10 protein-coding genes are annotated in these 16,790 nt (G+C 72.1%); 7 read left to right on the top strand and 3 right to left on the bottom strand.

Annotation, left to right across the window (positions count from 1 at the left end; all coding sequences use genetic code 11):
- Positions 1-2: 2 nt before the first annotated feature.
- Positions 3-641, bottom strand: coding sequence for a DsbA family protein (locus tag ACFYOJ_RS12710; RefSeq protein ID WP_356558270.1), 639 nt, complete (start codon positions 639-641; stop codon positions 3-5).
- Between the two features lie 149 nt (positions 642-790).
- On the opposite strand from ACFYOJ_RS12710, the gene pepN (ACFYOJ_RS12715) reads away from it, so the two are divergent.
- The 6 genes from pepN (ACFYOJ_RS12715) (at position 791) to pepN (ACFYOJ_RS12740) (ending at position 14,753) form a co-directional block, all read left to right on the top strand.
- Complete coding sequence (gene pepN, locus ACFYOJ_RS12715; protein ID WP_356558271.1) at positions 791-3,376, top strand: aminopeptidase N; 2,586 nt, start codon at positions 791-793, stop codon at positions 3,374-3,376.
- Positions 3,377-3,632: 256 nt separating this feature from the next.
- Positions 3,633-4,709 (top strand): hypothetical protein, encoded by a 1,077-nt coding sequence (locus ACFYOJ_RS12720; RefSeq protein WP_356558272.1) that lies wholly within the window; start codon positions 3,633-3,635, stop codon positions 4,707-4,709.
- Between the two features lie 361 nt (positions 4,710-5,070).
- Positions 5,071-8,370: a S8 family serine peptidase gene (locus tag ACFYOJ_RS12725; protein ID WP_356558273.1), complete on the top strand. Its 3,300-nt coding sequence runs from the start codon at positions 5,071-5,073 to the stop codon at positions 8,368-8,370.
- 184 nt (positions 8,371-8,554) lie between these two features.
- Positions 8,555-10,879: a TerD family protein gene (locus ACFYOJ_RS12730; RefSeq protein ID WP_356558274.1), complete on the top strand. Its 2,325-nt coding sequence runs from the start codon at positions 8,555-8,557 to the stop codon at positions 10,877-10,879.
- Between the two features lie 118 nt (positions 10,880-10,997).
- Entirely contained in the window at positions 10,998-12,014 is a 1,017-nt protein-coding gene (locus ACFYOJ_RS12735; RefSeq protein ID WP_356558275.1) for an aspartate-semialdehyde dehydrogenase, read from the top strand.
- Between the two features lie 165 nt (positions 12,015-12,179).
- Positions 12,180-14,753, top strand: coding sequence for an aminopeptidase N (gene pepN / locus ACFYOJ_RS12740; protein WP_356558276.1), 2,574 nt, complete (start codon positions 12,180-12,182; stop codon positions 14,751-14,753).
- 31 nt (positions 14,754-14,784) lie between these two features.
- Here pepN (ACFYOJ_RS12740) and ACFYOJ_RS12745 read toward each other — a convergent pair whose 3' ends face one another.
- Both ACFYOJ_RS12745 and ACFYOJ_RS12750 read right to left on the bottom strand, forming a co-directional pair.
- Entirely contained in the window at positions 14,785-14,991 is a 207-nt protein-coding gene (locus tag ACFYOJ_RS12745; RefSeq protein WP_356558277.1) for a DUF397 domain-containing protein, read from the bottom strand.
- Positions 14,992-14,999: 8 nt separating this feature from the next.
- Positions 15,000-15,851, bottom strand: a complete 852-nt coding sequence (locus ACFYOJ_RS12750) for a helix-turn-helix transcriptional regulator (RefSeq protein WP_356558294.1) — start codon at positions 15,849-15,851, stop codon at positions 15,000-15,002.
- Between the two features lie 230 nt (positions 15,852-16,081).
- Between ACFYOJ_RS12750 and ACFYOJ_RS12755 the strand changes: the two genes are divergently transcribed.
- Positions 16,082-16,492: an ATP-binding protein gene (locus ACFYOJ_RS12755; RefSeq protein WP_356558278.1), complete on the top strand. Its 411-nt coding sequence runs from the start codon at positions 16,082-16,084 to the stop codon at positions 16,490-16,492.
- Positions 16,493-16,790: the final 298 nt, after the last annotated feature.

Below are 16,790 nucleotides of genomic sequence, written 5' to 3' on the forward strand. Positions count from 1 at the left end.
CGTCACAGGTTGCTGAAGTCCGGGCCCTGGGTGCGGGTGCGCTTGATCTCGTAGAAGCCGGGGACCGAGGCGACCGCGAGGGTGCCGTCCCAGAGACGGACCGCGTCCTCGCCCTTGGGGGCGGGGGTGACGACGGGGCCGAAGAAGGCGATCTGCCCGCCGTCGGCGCCGGGAACGGCGATGACGGGGGTGCCGACCTCCTGGCCGACCTTGTCGATGCCCTCCTTGTGGGAGGCGCGCAGCTGGGGTTCGTAGGGGGTGGAGTCCCAGTGGTCCATGAGGGACTCGGGCAGGCCGACGTCCTTGAGGGCGGCGGCGACCGCCTCCTTCTCCGGTCCCTCGCCCTGGTTGTGGAAGCGGGTGCCGAGGGCCGTGTAGAGGTCGCCGAGGATCTCGGGGCCGTGCTCCTCCCGGGCGGCGATGACGACGCGGACCGGGCCCCAGGCCTTGGTCTCGAGCAGCTCGCGGTACTCGGCGGGCAGCTCGTCGAGCTTGTCCTCGTTGAGGACGGCGAGGCTCATCACATGCCAGCGGACCTCGATGTCCCGGTGCTTCTCCACCTCCAGGACCCAGCGGGAGGTCATCCAGGCCCAGGGGCACAGCGGGTCGAACCAGAAGTCGACGGGGGTCTTCTGCGACATGTCTCTCCTCGTGGAACGGGCACGGCCGAGCGCTTTCCCCCTGGCAACGCGTCGGCTCACCCCTCCCATTCCCGGCTGCCGCCCGTCAGGGCCGCATGGCAGGATCGGTGCCGTCCGCATACTGAACACCACCCGAGGGAGTGCCGCCCGTGCCCGGTGAGAATCTGTCCCGCGACGAGGCCCGGGAGCGGGCCGCCCTGCTGTCCGTCGACGGGTACGAGGTGTCCCTCGACGTGCGCTCGGCCGTCGGTGAGGCGAAGGGCGCGGGGCCGCGCACCTTCCGCTCCGTCACCACGATCCGCTTCCGCTGCAACGAGCCCGGCGCGAGCAGCTTCGCCGATCTGATCGCGCCGAGCGTGACCGCCGTGTCCCTCAACGGCCGCGACCTGGACCCGAGCGAGGTCTTCGACGGCTCCCGGATCGTCCTGGAGGACCTGGCCGCCGACAACGAGCTGGTGGTCGACGCCCAGTGCGCGTACTCCCGCACCGGTGAGGGCCTGCACCGCTTCGTCGACCCGGAGGACGGCGAGGTGTACCTGTACACCCAGTACGAGCCGGCCGACTCCCGCCGGGTGTTCGCGAACTTCGAGCAGCCGGACCTCAAGGCGCCCTTCCGCTTCGAGGTGCGGGCGCCCGAGGAGTGGACGGTGTGGAGCAACGGGGCCGGGGAACTCGCCGACGGGGTGTGGCGGTTCGCGGAGACGAAGCCGATCTCGACGTACATCACGTGCGTGGTCGCGGGGCCGTACCACTACGTCACGGACTCCTACGAGCGCGTGCTCGGGGACGGTACGCGGCTGGAGATCCCGCTCGGCGCGATGTGCCGCAAGGGCCTGGCGCCGCACTTCGACGCCGACGACGTCTTCCTGATCACCAAGCAGGGCCTGGACTTCTTCCACGACCACTTCGACTACCCGTACCCCTTCGGGAAGTACGACCAGGCGTTCGTGCCCGAGTACAACCTCGGCGCGATGGAGAACCCGGGGATGGTGACCTTCCGGGAGGAGTACATCTTCCGCGGGAAGGTGACGCGGGCGTCGTACGAGGGCCGCGCCAACACGATCCTGCACGAGATGGCGCACATGTGGTTCGGCGACCTGGTCACCATGGAGTGGTGGGACGACCTGTGGCTGAAGGAGTCCTTCGCGGACTTCATGGGCGCGTTCGCCAATGGCGGCGCGACCCGGTTCAAGGACGCCTGGATCACGTTCGCCAACCGCCGCAAGGCGTGGGCGTACCGCGCCGACCAGCTTCCCTCCACGCACCCGATCACGGCCGACATCCGTGACCTGGAGGACGCCAAGCTCAACTTCGACGGCATCACGTACGCCAAGGGCGCGAGCGTGCTCAAGCAGCTGGTGGCGTACGTCGGCCAGGACGCCTTCCTGGAGGGCGCGCGGCGCTACTTCAAGCGGCACGCGTACGGCAACACGCGCCTGGGCGACCTGCTGTCGGTGCTGGAGGAGACCAGCGGGCGGGACATGACCGCCTGGGCGCGGTCCTGGCTGCAGACGGCCGGCATCAACTCGCTGACGCCGCAGGTGCTGCTGGACGCCGAGGGCCGCGTCGACGAGCTGGCGGTCGTGCAGGAGGCCGCCGAGTCCCACCCCGAGCTGCGCCCGCACCGGGTGGCGGTGGGCCTGTACCGGCGTACGGCCGAGGGCGCCCTGGAGCGGTACGCGCGCGCCGAGGTGGACGTCGAGGGTCCGCGCACGGTCGTGGCGGAGCTGACCGGGGCCGAGGCGCCCGAGCTGGTGCTCGTCAACGACGACGACCTGACGTACTGCAAGACCCGCTTCGACGAGACCTCGCTGGCGACGCTGCGCGAGCACCTGGGCGCGCTGACCGACCCGCTGGCCCGTGCCCTGTGCTGGTCGGCGCTGTGGAACATGACGCGGGACGCGCTGCTGCCGGCGCGGGACTTCACCGGGCTGGTGCTGCGCTTCGCGGGGCGCGAGTCCGAGATCGGCGTCCTGCAGATGCTGCACGCCTGGGCACAGTCGGCGCTGGTGCACTACGTGGCGCCCGACGGGCGCGAGGCCTGCGGCCGGCTGCTGGGCGAGGGCGCGCTGCGGGAGCTGCGGGAGGCGGTGCCGGGCAGCGAGCAGCAGCTGGCGTGGGCGCGGTTCTTCGCGGCGGTCGCCTCCGACGGGGCGGACCTGCGGCTGCTGCGCGGCCTGCTGGAGGGCACGGAGAAGATCGACGGGCTGGACGTGGACCAGGAGCTGCGCTGGGCGTTCCTGGAGCCGCTCGCCGCGCACGGCGAGGCCGGCGAGGACGTGCTGGCCGCCGAACTGGCCCGGGACGACACGGCCTCCGGCAAGCGGCACCAGGTGCGCTGCCTGGCGGCCCGCCCCTCGGCGGCGGTGAAGGCGCAGGCCTGGGCACAGGTCGTGGAGTCCGACGCGCTGTCCAACGCCCTGGTGGAGGCGACCATCGCGGGCTTCGCGCAGCCCTCGCAGCGGGAGCTGCTGGCGCCGTACGCCCAGAAGTACTTCGCGGCGATCGAGCGGGTGTGGAGCGAGCGGTCGATCCAGATCGGCATGGACGTGGTCCGCGGCCTGTTCCCGTCGCTGCGGGACTCGCAGGAGACCCTCGACGCGACGGACGCCTGGCTGTCGGCCCACCAGGACGCGGCCCCCGCGCTGCGCCGGCTGGTGCTGGAGGCGCGGGACGACCTGGCGCGGGCGCTGCGGGGGCAGGCGTGCGACGCGGCCGCCGCCGGGGGGCGATGAGGGATGCCCCTGCAGGGCGGTGGCCGTCTGCGGGAGGTGAGCGGCCGGCCACGGCCGTGAGCTTTGGCCAATGACTTGGCGTTCCGTGATCGTTACGGAATTCGGGCAGAGGCGCCCGTAACCCCTGGTCCGCACCTTTGCGGACCAGGGGTTTTCGGCATCCGAACACCCGTACTTTAGGGCGGGCTTGTCCCGATTCGGCGATGGGCTTGTAACAGCGGTTAAGGGGCGGATCGGACACGGGAAAGTCCCGGTCATGACGCACAACACCCCGCTCTCCCCCCGCCCCCTCCGTCACCTGGCCGAGGGCCGGCGCCCCCTGATGACGACCGCGCAGCTGCGGGCGCACGGTGTCCCGGCCGCCGAGACCGACGAGCGGTGCCGCCCCGGCGGGCCCTGGCAGCGGCTGCTGCCGAACGTCGTCCTGCTCCACCCGGGCCCGCCGACCGGCGACGAGCGCCTGCACGCGGCCCTGCTGTACGCGGCCCGGGAGCGGCCCGCCGGCGCGGCCCCCGGCGTGCCGGTGCAGCCCGGGGCGGAGGGGGAGAAGGGGGCGGAGGGGGAGAAGGGGGCGGCAGCGCCCGGTCACGCGGAGGCGATGATCACGGGGCTGGCCGCGCTGACCCTGCACGGCTTCCGGGCCGCTCCCCCGCTGCCGGCCCTGGACGCCTTCGACGTCCTGGTGCCGCGGACGCGCCGGCTGCGTTCGACGGGCTGCGCGCGGATCGTGCGCACGGCGGCGCTGCCGGTCGCCGAGCAGGTGACCGGGGTGCCGGTGGCGCCGGTGGCGCGGGCGCTGGCGGACGCGGTGGCGCAGCTGACGGACGCCGCCACCGTGCACCGGCTGCTGACGGAGGCGGTGCGCGGCGGACACTGCGAGCCGGCGGCGGTGGTGCGGGAGCTGAACCGGGCGCGGCTGCTGAGCCGGCCGCACGTGGTGGACGCCGTGGACTCGCTGGTGGCGGAGGGGCGGGCCCTCGCCGAACAGCGCCTGTACCGGATGGTGCGCGAGCACGGACTGCCGGAGCCGGTGTGGAACGTCGAGCTGCGCCTGCCCGGCGGCCCCCGCCTCGGCTCCCTGGACGCCTACTGGCCCGAGCAGGCGGTCGCCCTGGAGCTGGACACGCGGGCCCACCGCCAGGAGGGCGACGCGCTGTGGCCGGAGCACGTCCGCAAACGCGAGCGTCTGGAGCGGCTGGGCATCACGGTCGTGCACCTCACGCCGCGCAAGCTGCGGGACTCGCCCGAGCAGCAGGCGGTCGTCGTCCGTACGGCGTTGGCGGCGGCCGGGGACCGGGAACCCGCCGCGTACGTCGTGGTGCTGCCCCGGTAGTGACGGGCCGGGGCGGCACCAGGAGGGGAGAGGAGGGACCGGCGGGCGCGGCTGCCCGCCGGTCCCTCCTCGTGTGCGCGGGACCGCCGCGGACCGGGAACGCCCTGCTCCGGGGCCACCGCGGACCGGGGCCTCCACGGGATCTCCAGGGGACGGGATTGTCATGGACCGTCCCTTGCGTCCCCGATGGCGTATGGCGGGAGTACGCCATGGCTCCTTGACGTCACGGTCAACTCTCCCCAAACAACTATCCCTTGCGTAAGGCTGAGCGATCGTCCGGGATCACCTTCCGGACCTTCTCGGCCAGGGCCGATCGGCCCTGGCCGTACACGCCCGTTCTTTCCTCTTACAAGGGATGCCGATGACCCACACCCCCCAGCGCGAACCGATACCGGGCGCGAGACGCGCGACCCGCATGGCCGTGGCCGCGGGTCTCGTCGCCGCGCTCTGCGCGGCCGGGCCGCTCCCCCTGGCCCTCGCGGCCGACGGTCCGGGCAACGGAACCGTGCCGCCCGCCGACGCCTCCGTCAAGTCCGCGCACGAGAAGCTCGGTTCGGACGACGCGGACCGGCTCGCCGAGGCGAAGGCCGACGGCGAGAAGAGCGTCACGATGATGGTCGCCACCGCGCCCGGCCGGACCGAGCAGGTCGCGAAGGAGCTGAACTCCGTCGGCGGCGGCGCCGTGGGCCGGACCGACGACGAGCTCGGCTACGTCCGCGCCACCGTCCCCCTCGCCAAGGCGGACTCGGCCATCGCGGCCGCCGCGAAGCTCTCCTCCGTGCACGGCATCGACCTGCGCGACGAGATCCCGCTGGACGACCCGACGCCGGGCGCGGACACGGCGAAGGGCGCCTCGCACAAGGGCCGTTCCTACCCGGCGCCGGACCGGAACACGCCCGCCGAGAACCCGTACAACCCGTCCTTCGAGACGGGCGCCGTCGACTTCGTGAAGAAGAACCCGAAGGCGGACGGCCGCGGTGTCACCATCGGCATCCTCGACTCGGGCGTGGACCTCGCCCACCCGGCGCTGCAGAGGACCACCACCGGCGAACGCAAGATCGTCGACTGGGTCACCGCGACCGACCCGGTCGTCGACGGGGACGCCACCTGGCGGCGCATGGACACCGCCGTCTCCGGCCCCGCCTTCACCTACGGCGGGCAGAGCTGGACGGCGCCCGCCGGGTCGTACCGGATCAACGTCTTCCGGGAGGCCGTCACCGCCGGCGGCGACGCCGCGGGCGACGCGAACCGGGACGGCGACACCACCGACTCCTGGGGCGTCCTGTACGACGCGCAGGCCGGCACGGTCCGCGTCGACCTGAACAACAACCACGACTTCGGCGACGACACCCCGATGAAGCCGTACAAGGACGGCTTCCAGATCGGGTGGTTCGGCACCGACGACCCGAAGACGGAGGTGGCCGAGCGCCAGCCGTTCGTGGTCGAGATCCGCAAGGACGTCGTCGTCGGCGGCTCCGGCGCCAAGGCCGACTTCGTCAACATCGGCGTCATCGAGGGCTCGCACGGCTCGCACGTGGCCGGCCTCGCCGCCGCCCACGGCCTGTTCGGCGGGCGGATGAACGGCGCGGCCCCCGGCGCGAAGATCGTCTCCTCGCGCGCCTGCTCCTGGTCCGGCGGCTGCACCAACGTCGCGCTCACCGAGGGCATGATGGACCTCGTCAAGAACCGCGGCGTCGACATCGTCAACATGTCGATCGGCGGCCTCCCGGCGCTGAACGACGGCAACAACGCGCGCGCCGAGCTGTACACGCGGCTCATCGACACCTACGGCGTCCAGCTCGTGATCTCCGCGGGCAACTCCGGCCCCGGCGCCAACACCATCGGCGACCCGAGCCTGGCCGACAAGGTCATCTCGGTCGGCGCGTCCATCTCCAGGGAGACCTGGGCCTCCAACTACGGCTCCGTGGTGGAGAAGAAGTACGCCATGATGCCGTTCTCCTCGCGCGGCCCGCGTGAGGACGGCGGCTTCACGCCGACGCTGACCGCGCCCGGCGCCGCGGTCAACACCATCCAGACCTGGGTCCCCGGCGCCCCGGTCCCGGAGGCGGGCTACGCCCTGCCGGCCGGTTACGGCATGCTCCAGGGCACCTCGATGGCCTCCCCGCAGGCCGCCGGCGCCGCCGCGCTGCTGCTGTCCGCCGCGAAGCGCGAGGGCATCGACCTCTCCCCGGCGAAGCTGCGCACCGCGCTGACCTCCACCGCCGAGCACATCAAGGGCGTGCAGGCGTACGAGGAGGGCGCGGGCCTGATTGACGTGGTGGACGCCTGGAAGGTGATCCGCAAGGGCGTCACCGCGCACGAGTACACGGTCAAGGCGCCGGTCGACACCGCGATCGACCAGTTCCTGAAGACCCCGGGGTACGGCACCGGCCTGTACGACCGCGAGGGCGGTCTGAAGGCGGGCGAGAAGAAGACGTACGAGATCACGCTCACCCGCACCACCGGCGCCGACAGGGCGATCCGGCACGAGCTGGACTTCGAGAACAACGCCGGGCGCACCTTCCGGATCGTCGGCTCCGACGAGGTGAGGCTGCCGCTGAACGAGCCGGTGACCGTCAGGGTCGAGGCGCGGCCGGGCTCCGCGGGTCTCAAGAGCGCGATCCTGGAGGTCGACGACCCGCGCACCGAGGGCGTCGACAAGCAGGTCATGACCACGGTCGTGGTCTCGGCGCCGCTGGAGCACACCTTCTCCGCGAAGGGCTCCGTGCAGCGCAACAGCACGCAGTCGTACTTCGTGACCGTCCCCGAGGGCGCGAAGACGCTCGAGGTGGCGATGAGCGGGCTGAAGGACAAGAGCCAGACCCGGTTCGTCTCGCTCCACCCGTACGGCGTCGCGATGGACCCCACCTCCACGCCGTACTGCTACAACAACTACCTCGACGGCAACGGCTGCCGGCCCGACGTGCGCGCGTACGCCGACCCGCAGCCCGGCGTCTGGGAGATCGAGGTCGAGTCGCGGCGCACCTCGCCGCTGCTGGACAACCCGTACGAGCTGGACGTCACGGTCCTCGGCGCCTCCTTCGACCCGCAGGTCGTGACCGTGCCCGAGGCGAAGGCGGGCACCCCGGCGACCGCGTCCTGGAAGGTGACCAACGAGTTCGCCGCGCTGGAGGGCAAGCTGGTCGGCGGCCCGCTCGGCTCGGCCGCCACGTCCCGCCCGACGATCAGGCAGGGTGAGACGGCCACCTCCACGGTCGAGGTGCCCGCGGGCGCCACGTCGCTCGACGTCGCCATCGGGGGCGTCTCCGACACCGCCGCCGACCTGGACCTGACCGTCTACGACAAGAGCGGCAGGGTCGTCGGCCAGTCCGCCGACGGCGACTCGCAGGAGTCGGTGTCCATCCCGTCCCCGGCCGCCGGCACGTACACCGTCAAGGTCGCCGGCTACTCGGTGCCGTCCGGCTCCACCGCGTACGACTACCGGGACGTGTACTTCGCCGCGTCCCTCGGCTCGGTCACCGTGGACGGCTCGGCGCCGGTGAAGCTCGGCACGGGCGACTCGGCGACGGTCACGGCCGGCGCGACCGCGCTGGCCGCCGCGCCGGAGGGCCGTGAGTTCTTCGGCCAGGTCCAGCTGGTCAACGCGCGCGGCACGGTCGCGGGCCTGGGCAGCGTACGGATCGGCAAGGTCGTGCCGTAGTCCGGAGTCCGGGGTCCGGGGTCCGGCACGGCGGACACCGAGGGGGCGGGCGCTCAGCGAAGCGCCCGCCCCCTTCGCCGTGCCCGCCTCCGGATCGGCTGTCCCGGGTGAGGGTGCGGCGGAGCGCCCGGCTCCGCACCGTAGATCTTTTCTTCACACCGTCCTCACTGTCACGATGTGCCCCATGACGCACATCATCAAGGGCGCCAACACCCCTGTCCCCACCGCCCCGTTGCGGATCGCCGTGGGTCACAGCCGGGGGCCGGGGGTGCCCGCCGTGGAGGCCGCCGCCCTGCTGCTCGACGCGGCCGGCTCGGTGCGCGGCGACGCCGACATCGTCTTCCACGGCCAGGTCGCGCATCCGTCCGGTGCCGTACGGCACGTGGGCACCGGGGAGGGCGGCGGGCAGCTCGCCGAGTGGCTGGAGCTGGACCTGCCGCGGATCGAGGCGGCCGTCCAGCGGGTGCTGATCGCCGGATCCTGCGACGACGGGGTGTTCGGGCAGGTCCCCGGCCTGTACGCGCAGGTGGTGGCGCCCGACGGCGCGATGGTGGCCCACTACGACGTGACGGACGCCTCCAGCGAGACGGCCTTCGTGCTCGGGGAGTTCTACCGGCGCGACGGGGCGTGGCGGTTCCGCGCGGTGGGCCAGGGCTACGACTCGGGGCTGGCGGGACTGGCGACGGACTTCGGGGTGGTGGTCGCGGAGCCCGCGACGGCCGGACCGGCGGCACCGGTCGCGCAGGCGGCCGGACCGGCGGCACCGGTCGCCGCCGTGCCGGTGTCCGGGCCCGTGCCGGTGTCCGGACCCGTGCCGCTGACGGGTGTGGGCAAGACGGGGCCGGTGCCCGCGGGGGGCGCCGTGTCCGCGATGCCCGTGCCCACCGCGGCGGAGCCCGTCCTGCCGGGGCCCGCGGTCCCGGCCTTCACCCCGCCCGCCACCGCACCCGCCACCGCACCCGCGGCCGTCCCCGGCCCGGCGCCCGTCACGGCCCCGCCCGCCGCCGTGCCCTCCGGCACCGCGCCCGCCGCCGTCCCGTCCGACGCCACCGTCCCGTCCGACGCCACCGTCCTGGCCGACGACGTCCCCTCCTGGGGAGGCGAGCCCTTCGAGTTCGAGCCGCTCACCTTCACCGGCAAGAACGAGAAGACGGTCATCGTGGACCTGCCGTTCCCGCCGGACTCGGGACCGGTGATCCTCGAGGCCAGGGTCCAGGAGTACCGCTTCCTGCACGTCCAGATCCCCGGCCGCGAGGACGACGTCTTCTGCAACGACCTGCCCGACCACTACGGCCGGGCCCTGCTCGTACCGCCCCGCAAGGGCGGCCCGGTGAAGCTGAAGGTGCGCCACTCCGGGAAGTGGGAGCTGACCGTCCTGCCCCTGTCGGCGGCCCGCCGGCTCACCGCCGGGACCATCCAGGGCAGCGGCCGCGAGGTCTTCCTCCACACGGGCCCCGCGGCCGAGATGAAGGTGCGGGCGACCGACAAGGGCGACGGCTGGTTCCAGCTCAACTCCTACGCGGGCGACTCCCCCGAGGAGCTGAGGCGCCCCGCCGAACAGCTGGTCCACGCCTGGAACGGCCGCCGGGTCAAGGAGACCGTCCGGATCCCCGAGGGACCCGTCCTGCTCGCGATCGACAAGAGCCGGCACCGGTGGGAGCTGACGGTCGAACCGGAGAACACCCGCGCCGGGTGGAGACCGCGGGCGGCCGGCGTGTACGAGGGCAGGGGCGACAAGAAGATCACCCTGGTCAGCCTCCGCCCGGGCCGGCCGGCGCTGGTGCGGTACGAGTTCAAGGAGGCCGAGCACCGGTACGACGTCGAGGTCCGTGCGGTGGACGAGTACGGCGACGAGACCGAGTGGCTGAACACCCACACCCACGGCGTCCGCGGCACCGCACAGACCTTCGGCGCGGGCTCCCCCGAGAGGTCCGTGCACATCAGGTACCCCGGGCAGTGGAGCCTCCAGCTCCTGCCCGAGGAGCAGGCCCCGCTGATCACCGGCCCGGTGGAGGGCCGGGGCACCACGGTGCTGCGCTACCAGGGCCCGCCGACGCTGATGACCCTGCGGCGCGTCTCCCGTGCGAAGAAGGGAACTCTCACCGCGTACGCCTGGAACCACCCGTTCGGCAAGTCGGCGATCATCGCCGACGTCGGGGACCTGCACCGGCCCGCGCTCGGCCCCGTCTGGGTCGATCCGGGCGGCACCTGCTTCGTGATCGTCAACTGCCAGGAGTCCACGAAGTGGCGGCTGGAGCCCACCGCCTTCACCGAGGCTCCCCTGCTGGGCGCGCGGACCGAGGGCACCGCGTATGGAGTCGTACGTCACACCGGGCCCGACGTCGAGGTGTCGTACGCCTCCACGAGCGGCATCCAGCACCTCTACCAGCTCGACGAAAATCTGTTCCCGCGGCGGAAAATCACCGCAACTTCCGGCCCCTACCTCGTCTCGGAAGGATTCCTCCACGTCCGGGCGCTCGGTCAGTGGGTGATCGAGAAGATCGGCTGACGGGGTTGCCCGTCCGCTCCTCGGGCAAACGATTGGACACACCGGCCGGGAATCCCCGCATGATGGAAGGGCCCCGCCCGCCCGGCCGGGTGCACGCACGTCGCGAGAAGGAGTCACCGTGAGGGTCGGAATCGTCGGAGCCACCGGTCAGGTCGGCACGGTCATGCGCAGGATCCTCGCGGAGCGGAACTTCCCGGTCACCGAGCTGCGCCTGTTCGCCTCGGCCCGCTCCGCCGGCAAGGAGCTGGACGGCGTCACGGTGGAGGACGCGGCCACCGCCGACTACTCCGGGCTGGACATCGTGCTGTTCTCCGCGGGCGGCGCCACCTCCAAGGCACTGGCCGAGAAGGTCGCCTCCCAGGGCCCGGTCGTGATCGACAACTCCTCCGCCTGGCGTCGCGACCCCGAGGTCCCCCTCGTGGTCTCCGAGGTGAACCCGCACGCGATCGCCGACCGCCCCAAGGGCATCATCGCCAACCCGAACTGCACCACGATGGCCGCGATGCCGGTCCTGCGTCCGCTGCACGCGGAGGCGGGCCTCGAGGCCCTCGTCGTCGCCACCTACCAGGCGGTCTCCGGTTCCGGCCTGGCCGGCGTGGACGAGCTGTTCGAGCAGATCAAGAAGGTCGGCGAGGACGCCCCGAAGCTCACCCACGACGGTTCGGCGGCCGAGTTCCCGAAGCCGGAGAAGTACGTGGCGCCGATCGCGTACAACGTGCTGCCGCTGGCCGGATCGATCGTCGACGACGGTCTGCACGAGACGGACGAGGAGCAGAAGCTCCGCCACGAGTCCCGCAAGATCCTGGAGATCCCCGGGCTGAAGGTCTCCGGCACCTGCGTGCGCGTGCCCGTCTTCAGCGGCCACTCCCTCCAGATCAACGCCCGCTTCGCCCGCCCGATCAGCGTGGAGCGCGCCAAGGAGCTGCTGGCCGGCGCCCCCGGCGTCGCGCTCACCGAGGTGCCGACCCCGCTGCAGGCCGCCGGCCAGGACCCGTCGTACGTGGGCCGCATCCGGCAGGACGAGACCGTCGAGAACGGCCTCGCCCTGTTCGTCTCCAACGACAACCTGCGCAAGGGCGCGGCCCTGAACGCGGTGCAGATCGCGGAGCTGGTGGCGGCCGAGCTGAAGGGCTGACCCCGCCCGGCCCCGCGAGGACGCGGCGGCCGCACCCGACGGCCCGGACGTGGGCGAACGCCACGGTCGGGCCGTCGCGCGTTCCCCGGCGGGAAACGGTCATCGCGTTCCGTGCGGATCACGTGGAAGGATGGCGCAATCCACACATCACGAGGAGATGACCGCGTGCCTGGCACAAACCTGACTCGCGAAGAGGCGCAGCAGCGGGCGAAGCTGCTGACCGTTGACTCGTACGAGATCGAGCTCGATCTCACCGGCGCGCAAGAGGGAGGGACCTACCGGTCCGTGACCACGGTGCGCTTCGACGTCGCCGAGGGCGGCGGCGAGTCCTTCATCGACCTGGTCGCGCCGACGGTCCACGAGGTGACGCTGAACGGCGACGCCCTCGACCCCGCCGAGGTGTTCCAGGACTCCCGCATCGCCCTGCCGGGGCTGCTGGAGGGCCGCAACGTCCTGCGCGTCGTCGCCGACTGCGCGTACACCAACACCGGTGAGGGCCTGCACCGGTTCGTCGACCCGGTCGACGACCAGGCGTACCTCTACACCCAGTTCGAGGTGCCGGACGCCCGCCGCGTCTTCGCGAGCTTCGAGCAGCCGGACCTGAAGGCGACCTTCCGGTTCACCGTGAAGGCCCCCGAGGGCTGGACGGTCATCTCCAACTCGCCCACCCCCGAGCCGAAGGACAACGTCTGGTCCTTCGAGCCGACCCCGCGCATCTCGACGTACATCACGGCGCTGATCGCCGGCCCGTACCACGCGGTGCACAGCACGTACGAGAAGGACGGCCACTCCGTCCCGCTCGGCATCTACTGCCGGCCCTCGCTCGCCGAGCACCTCGACGCGGACGCCATCTTCGAGGTGACCCGGCAGGGCTTCGACTGGTTCCAGGAGAAGTTCGACTACCCGTACCCCTTCAAGAAGTACGACCAGCTCTTCGTGCCCGAGTTCAACGCGGGCGCGATGGAGAACGCGGGCGCGGTCACCATCCGCGACCAGTACGTGTTCCGCTCCAAGGTGACGGACGCCGCGTACGAGGTGCGGGCGGCGACGATCCTGCACGAGCTGGCGCACATGTGGTTCGGCGACCTGGTCACCATGGAGTGGTGGAACGACCTGTGGCTGAACGAGTCGTTCGCCACCTTCGCCGAGGCCGCCTGCCAGGCCGACGCGCCCGGCTCCAAGTGGCCGCACTCGTGGACGACGTTCGCCAACCAGATGAAGACCTGGGCGTACCGGCAGGACCAGCTGCCGTCCACGCACCCGATCATGGCGGACATCCGCGACCTGGACGACGTGCTCGTCAACTTCGACGGCATCACCTACGCCAAGGGCGCTTCGGTGCTGAAGCAGTTGGTGGCGTACGTCGGTGAGGACGCGTTCTTCCGGGGCGTGCAGGCGTACTTCAAGCGGCACGCGTTCGGCAACACGCGCCTGTCCGACCTGCTGGGCGCGCTGGAGGAGACCTCCGGCCGCGACCTGAAGACCTGGTCGAAGGCGTGGCTGGAGACCGCCGGCATCAACGTGCTGCGCCCGGAGATCGAGACGGACGCGGACGGGGTCATCACCTCCTTCGCCGTCCGCCAGGAGGCCCCGGCGCTCCCGGCCGGCGCGAAGGGCGAGCCGACGCTGCGGCCCCACCGCATCGCGATCGGCTCCTACGACCTGGACGCCGACGGCAAGCTGGTGCGCGGCGACCGCGTCGAGCTGGACGTGGACGGCGAGCTGACGGCCGTACCGCAGCTGGTCGGCAAGGCCCGCCCGGCGGTGCTGCTCCTGAACGACGACGACCTGTCGTACGCCAAGGTCCGCCTGGACGAGCGGTCCCTCGCGGTGGTCACCGAGCACCTCGGCGACTTCACCGAGTCGCTGCCGCGCGCCCTGTGCTGGGCGTCGGCCTGGGACATGACCCGCGACGCGGAACTCGCCACCCGCGACTACCTCGCCCTGGTCCTCGCCGGCATCGGCAAGGAGTCCGACATCGGCGTCGTGCAGTCGCTGCACCGCCAGGTGAAGCTGGCCATCGACCAGTACGCCGCCCCGACCGCCCGCGAGACGCTGCTCGCCCGCTGGACCGAGGCGACGCTGGCCCACCTGCGCGCCGCCGAGCCGGGCAGCGACCACCAGCTGGCGTGGGCGCGGGCCTTCGCGGCGACGGCGCGCACGCCGGAGCAGCTGGACCTGCTGGACGCGCTGCTGGACGGCACGCAGACGATCGAGGGCCTGGCCGTCGACACCGAGCTGCGCTGGGCGTTCGTGCAGCGGCTGGCGGCCGTGGGCCGGTTCGGCGGTGCGGAGATCGCCGCCGAGTACGAGCGGGACAAGACGGCCGCCGGTGAGCGCCACGCCGCCACCGCGCGCGCCGCCCGCCCGACCGAGGCGGCCAAGGCGGAGGCCTGGGAGTCGGTCGTGGAGTCCGACAAGCTGCCGAACGCCGTGCAGGAGGCGGTCATCGCCGGCTTCGTCCAGACCGACCAGCGCGAGCTGCTGGCGCCGTACACGGAGCGGTACTTCGAGGCGCTGAAGGGCGTCTGGGAGTCCCGTTCGCACGAGATGGCCCAGCAGATCGCGGTCGGCCTGTACCCGTCGGTGCAGGTCTCCCAGGAGACCCTGGACCGCACGGACGCCTGGCTGGCCTCCGCCGAGCCGAACGCGGCCCTGCGCCGGCTGGTCTCGGAGTCCCGCTCGGGCATCGAGCGCGCCCTGAAGGCCCAGGCCGCGGACGCGGCGGCCGGCGAGTAGGCGGTACGTCTCTTGCGGAGGGCGCCCGGTGCTACACCGGGCGCCCTCCGCGTTCCTTGAGCGCCCCGACGAAGGCGGCGAAGGCGGGGGCGGGGAAGGAGAGGGCGCCGCGGGAGGGGTCCTTGGAGTCGCGGACGGCTGTGCGGTGGCCCAGCTCCGCGACCTCCACGCAGTCGTTGCCCTCTCCACCGCCCGAGTAGGAGGACTTGCGCCAGGGGGTGGGCGTGGGGGTGATCATCGGATACCTCACAGCTCCTTGGCCAGCTGATGAATGAGGTCACGTGACGGCTCCGGTGCGAGTGCCCCGTCCCTCACCCTACGAAACAGCCGCCGGAAGTGCTCCAACTGGGCTTCGCCGTCCAGGAAGGCCGTGCCATGGGGGGCGTCGCGCACCACGGTGTCCAGGCGCGGGACCGGTCCGCCGAGGTGCACCATGGTGCTCCCCGCGCCCGCGAAGTCGTCCAGCGCGAAGGGGACGACCCTGACGGTGACGTGGTCGGCGTCGGACATCTCCAGAACGCGTGCGAGCTGAGCGCGTGTCGCCGCACGCCCGGCGACCCTGATGCGCAGCGCCGCTTCGTGTATCACGGTCTCGTACGGGATCGGCTCGGGGCCCTCGATGATGACCTTCCGCCGCATCCTGTGCTCGACCCGGTGATCCACTTCCGTGTCCGGGAACTCCGGGTTCATGTAAGCGAAGAGGGCGCGGGCGTAGTCCTCCGTCTGGAAGAGCCCCGGGACATGGATGACCGCCACGTCACGCCGGAACACGGCGTGGTGCTCCAGCTCGGCGAGATCCAGGTAGATGGCGGGCAGGAGACCTCGGTACTCCTCCCACCAGCCCCGGGTGCGCTCGGTCGCCATGGCCACCAGCGTGTCGATCAGCTCGGTGTCCGCGCAGGCGTAGTTGGTGGCGAGCCGACGCAGTCGCTCCTCGCTCACCCCCGCGAGGGCGGACTCGATGTGGCTGATCTGGACAGGGCTCACCCCGAGCAGTGCCGCCGCTTCCCGGGCGGAGAGACCCGCCGCGTCGCGAAGTCGGCGCAGCTCGGTCGCCAGCCTCGTCTGGCGGGCGGTGGGTTCGCGCCTCAGGGCCATCGACTGCTCTCCGATCACGTGCGCCTGTGCACCCGACTCGTTCGGGGTCTGATTACGCGAGCGACTTGCTCAACATGAAGCTTTAGACCTACCTTCAGTCACGGAGCCAACACTCTGTGCGTCCGGGTGCTGGAAGCGCACCGCTCCGTCCTGCCATGACGGGCCGGCAATGACACCGCACTCCGTGACTGCCGCACGCCTCGACTCCCCTTCACGTCAACGGAGGTCGCATGCCCGAGAACGAACCGTGGGAGTACTCCCTGTACATCCCGAACGACCCGAGAGCCGTCACCGTCTGCCGCCGCACCCTGCGCCTGATCCTCACCGTGCACGGCCTGATCCGCCTGGTCGACGTGGCGGAGCTGCTGGCGACGGAGCTGGTCTCCAACGCCGTACGGCACACCAAGGGGCCGGCCGCCCTGCGGGTGCGCTGGTCCGGGTCCGGGGTCCTGCGGATCGGCGCCTGGGACGCGGACCCGACGCCGCCCGAGCCCCCGCAGTCCTTCGTCCCCGCCCTGGAGCGGGAGGGCGGCCGGGGTCTGACCCTCGTCCGCGCCTGCGCCGACGTCTGGGGCTGGCAGCCACTGACGAGGGACGGCAACCAGGGGAAGTACGTGTGGTGCGAGCTGGGTGCGGCTTGAGGCTTGAGGAACGGCAGCGCTCCTGCGATTGTCCCGGCTGCTCCGGCTGCCGGGTGACCATCCAGCCGGAGCGATGAGCAACGGGCCGGACAGGGGATACCTCCGCGCAGGTGTATCCCCGCGGGTGCGGGGAGCAGTCCTCGCGCTGTAGAAGCCCGTGGACGACGTTGGAACCATCCTCGCGGGTGCGGGGAGCAGTTCTCCGGACAAGGGGTGACCTCCTAGTTCTCGGGACCATCCCCGCGGGTGCGGGGAGCAGGGGCGGACGCCCTCCTCCTTGCAGTAGCCAGGGGGAACA

The sequence above is a fragment of the Streptomyces sp. NPDC006384 genome (assembly GCF_042870695.1).
In the GTDB taxonomy this organism is placed as follows: domain Bacteria; phylum Actinomycetota; class Actinomycetes; order Streptomycetales; family Streptomycetaceae; genus Streptomyces.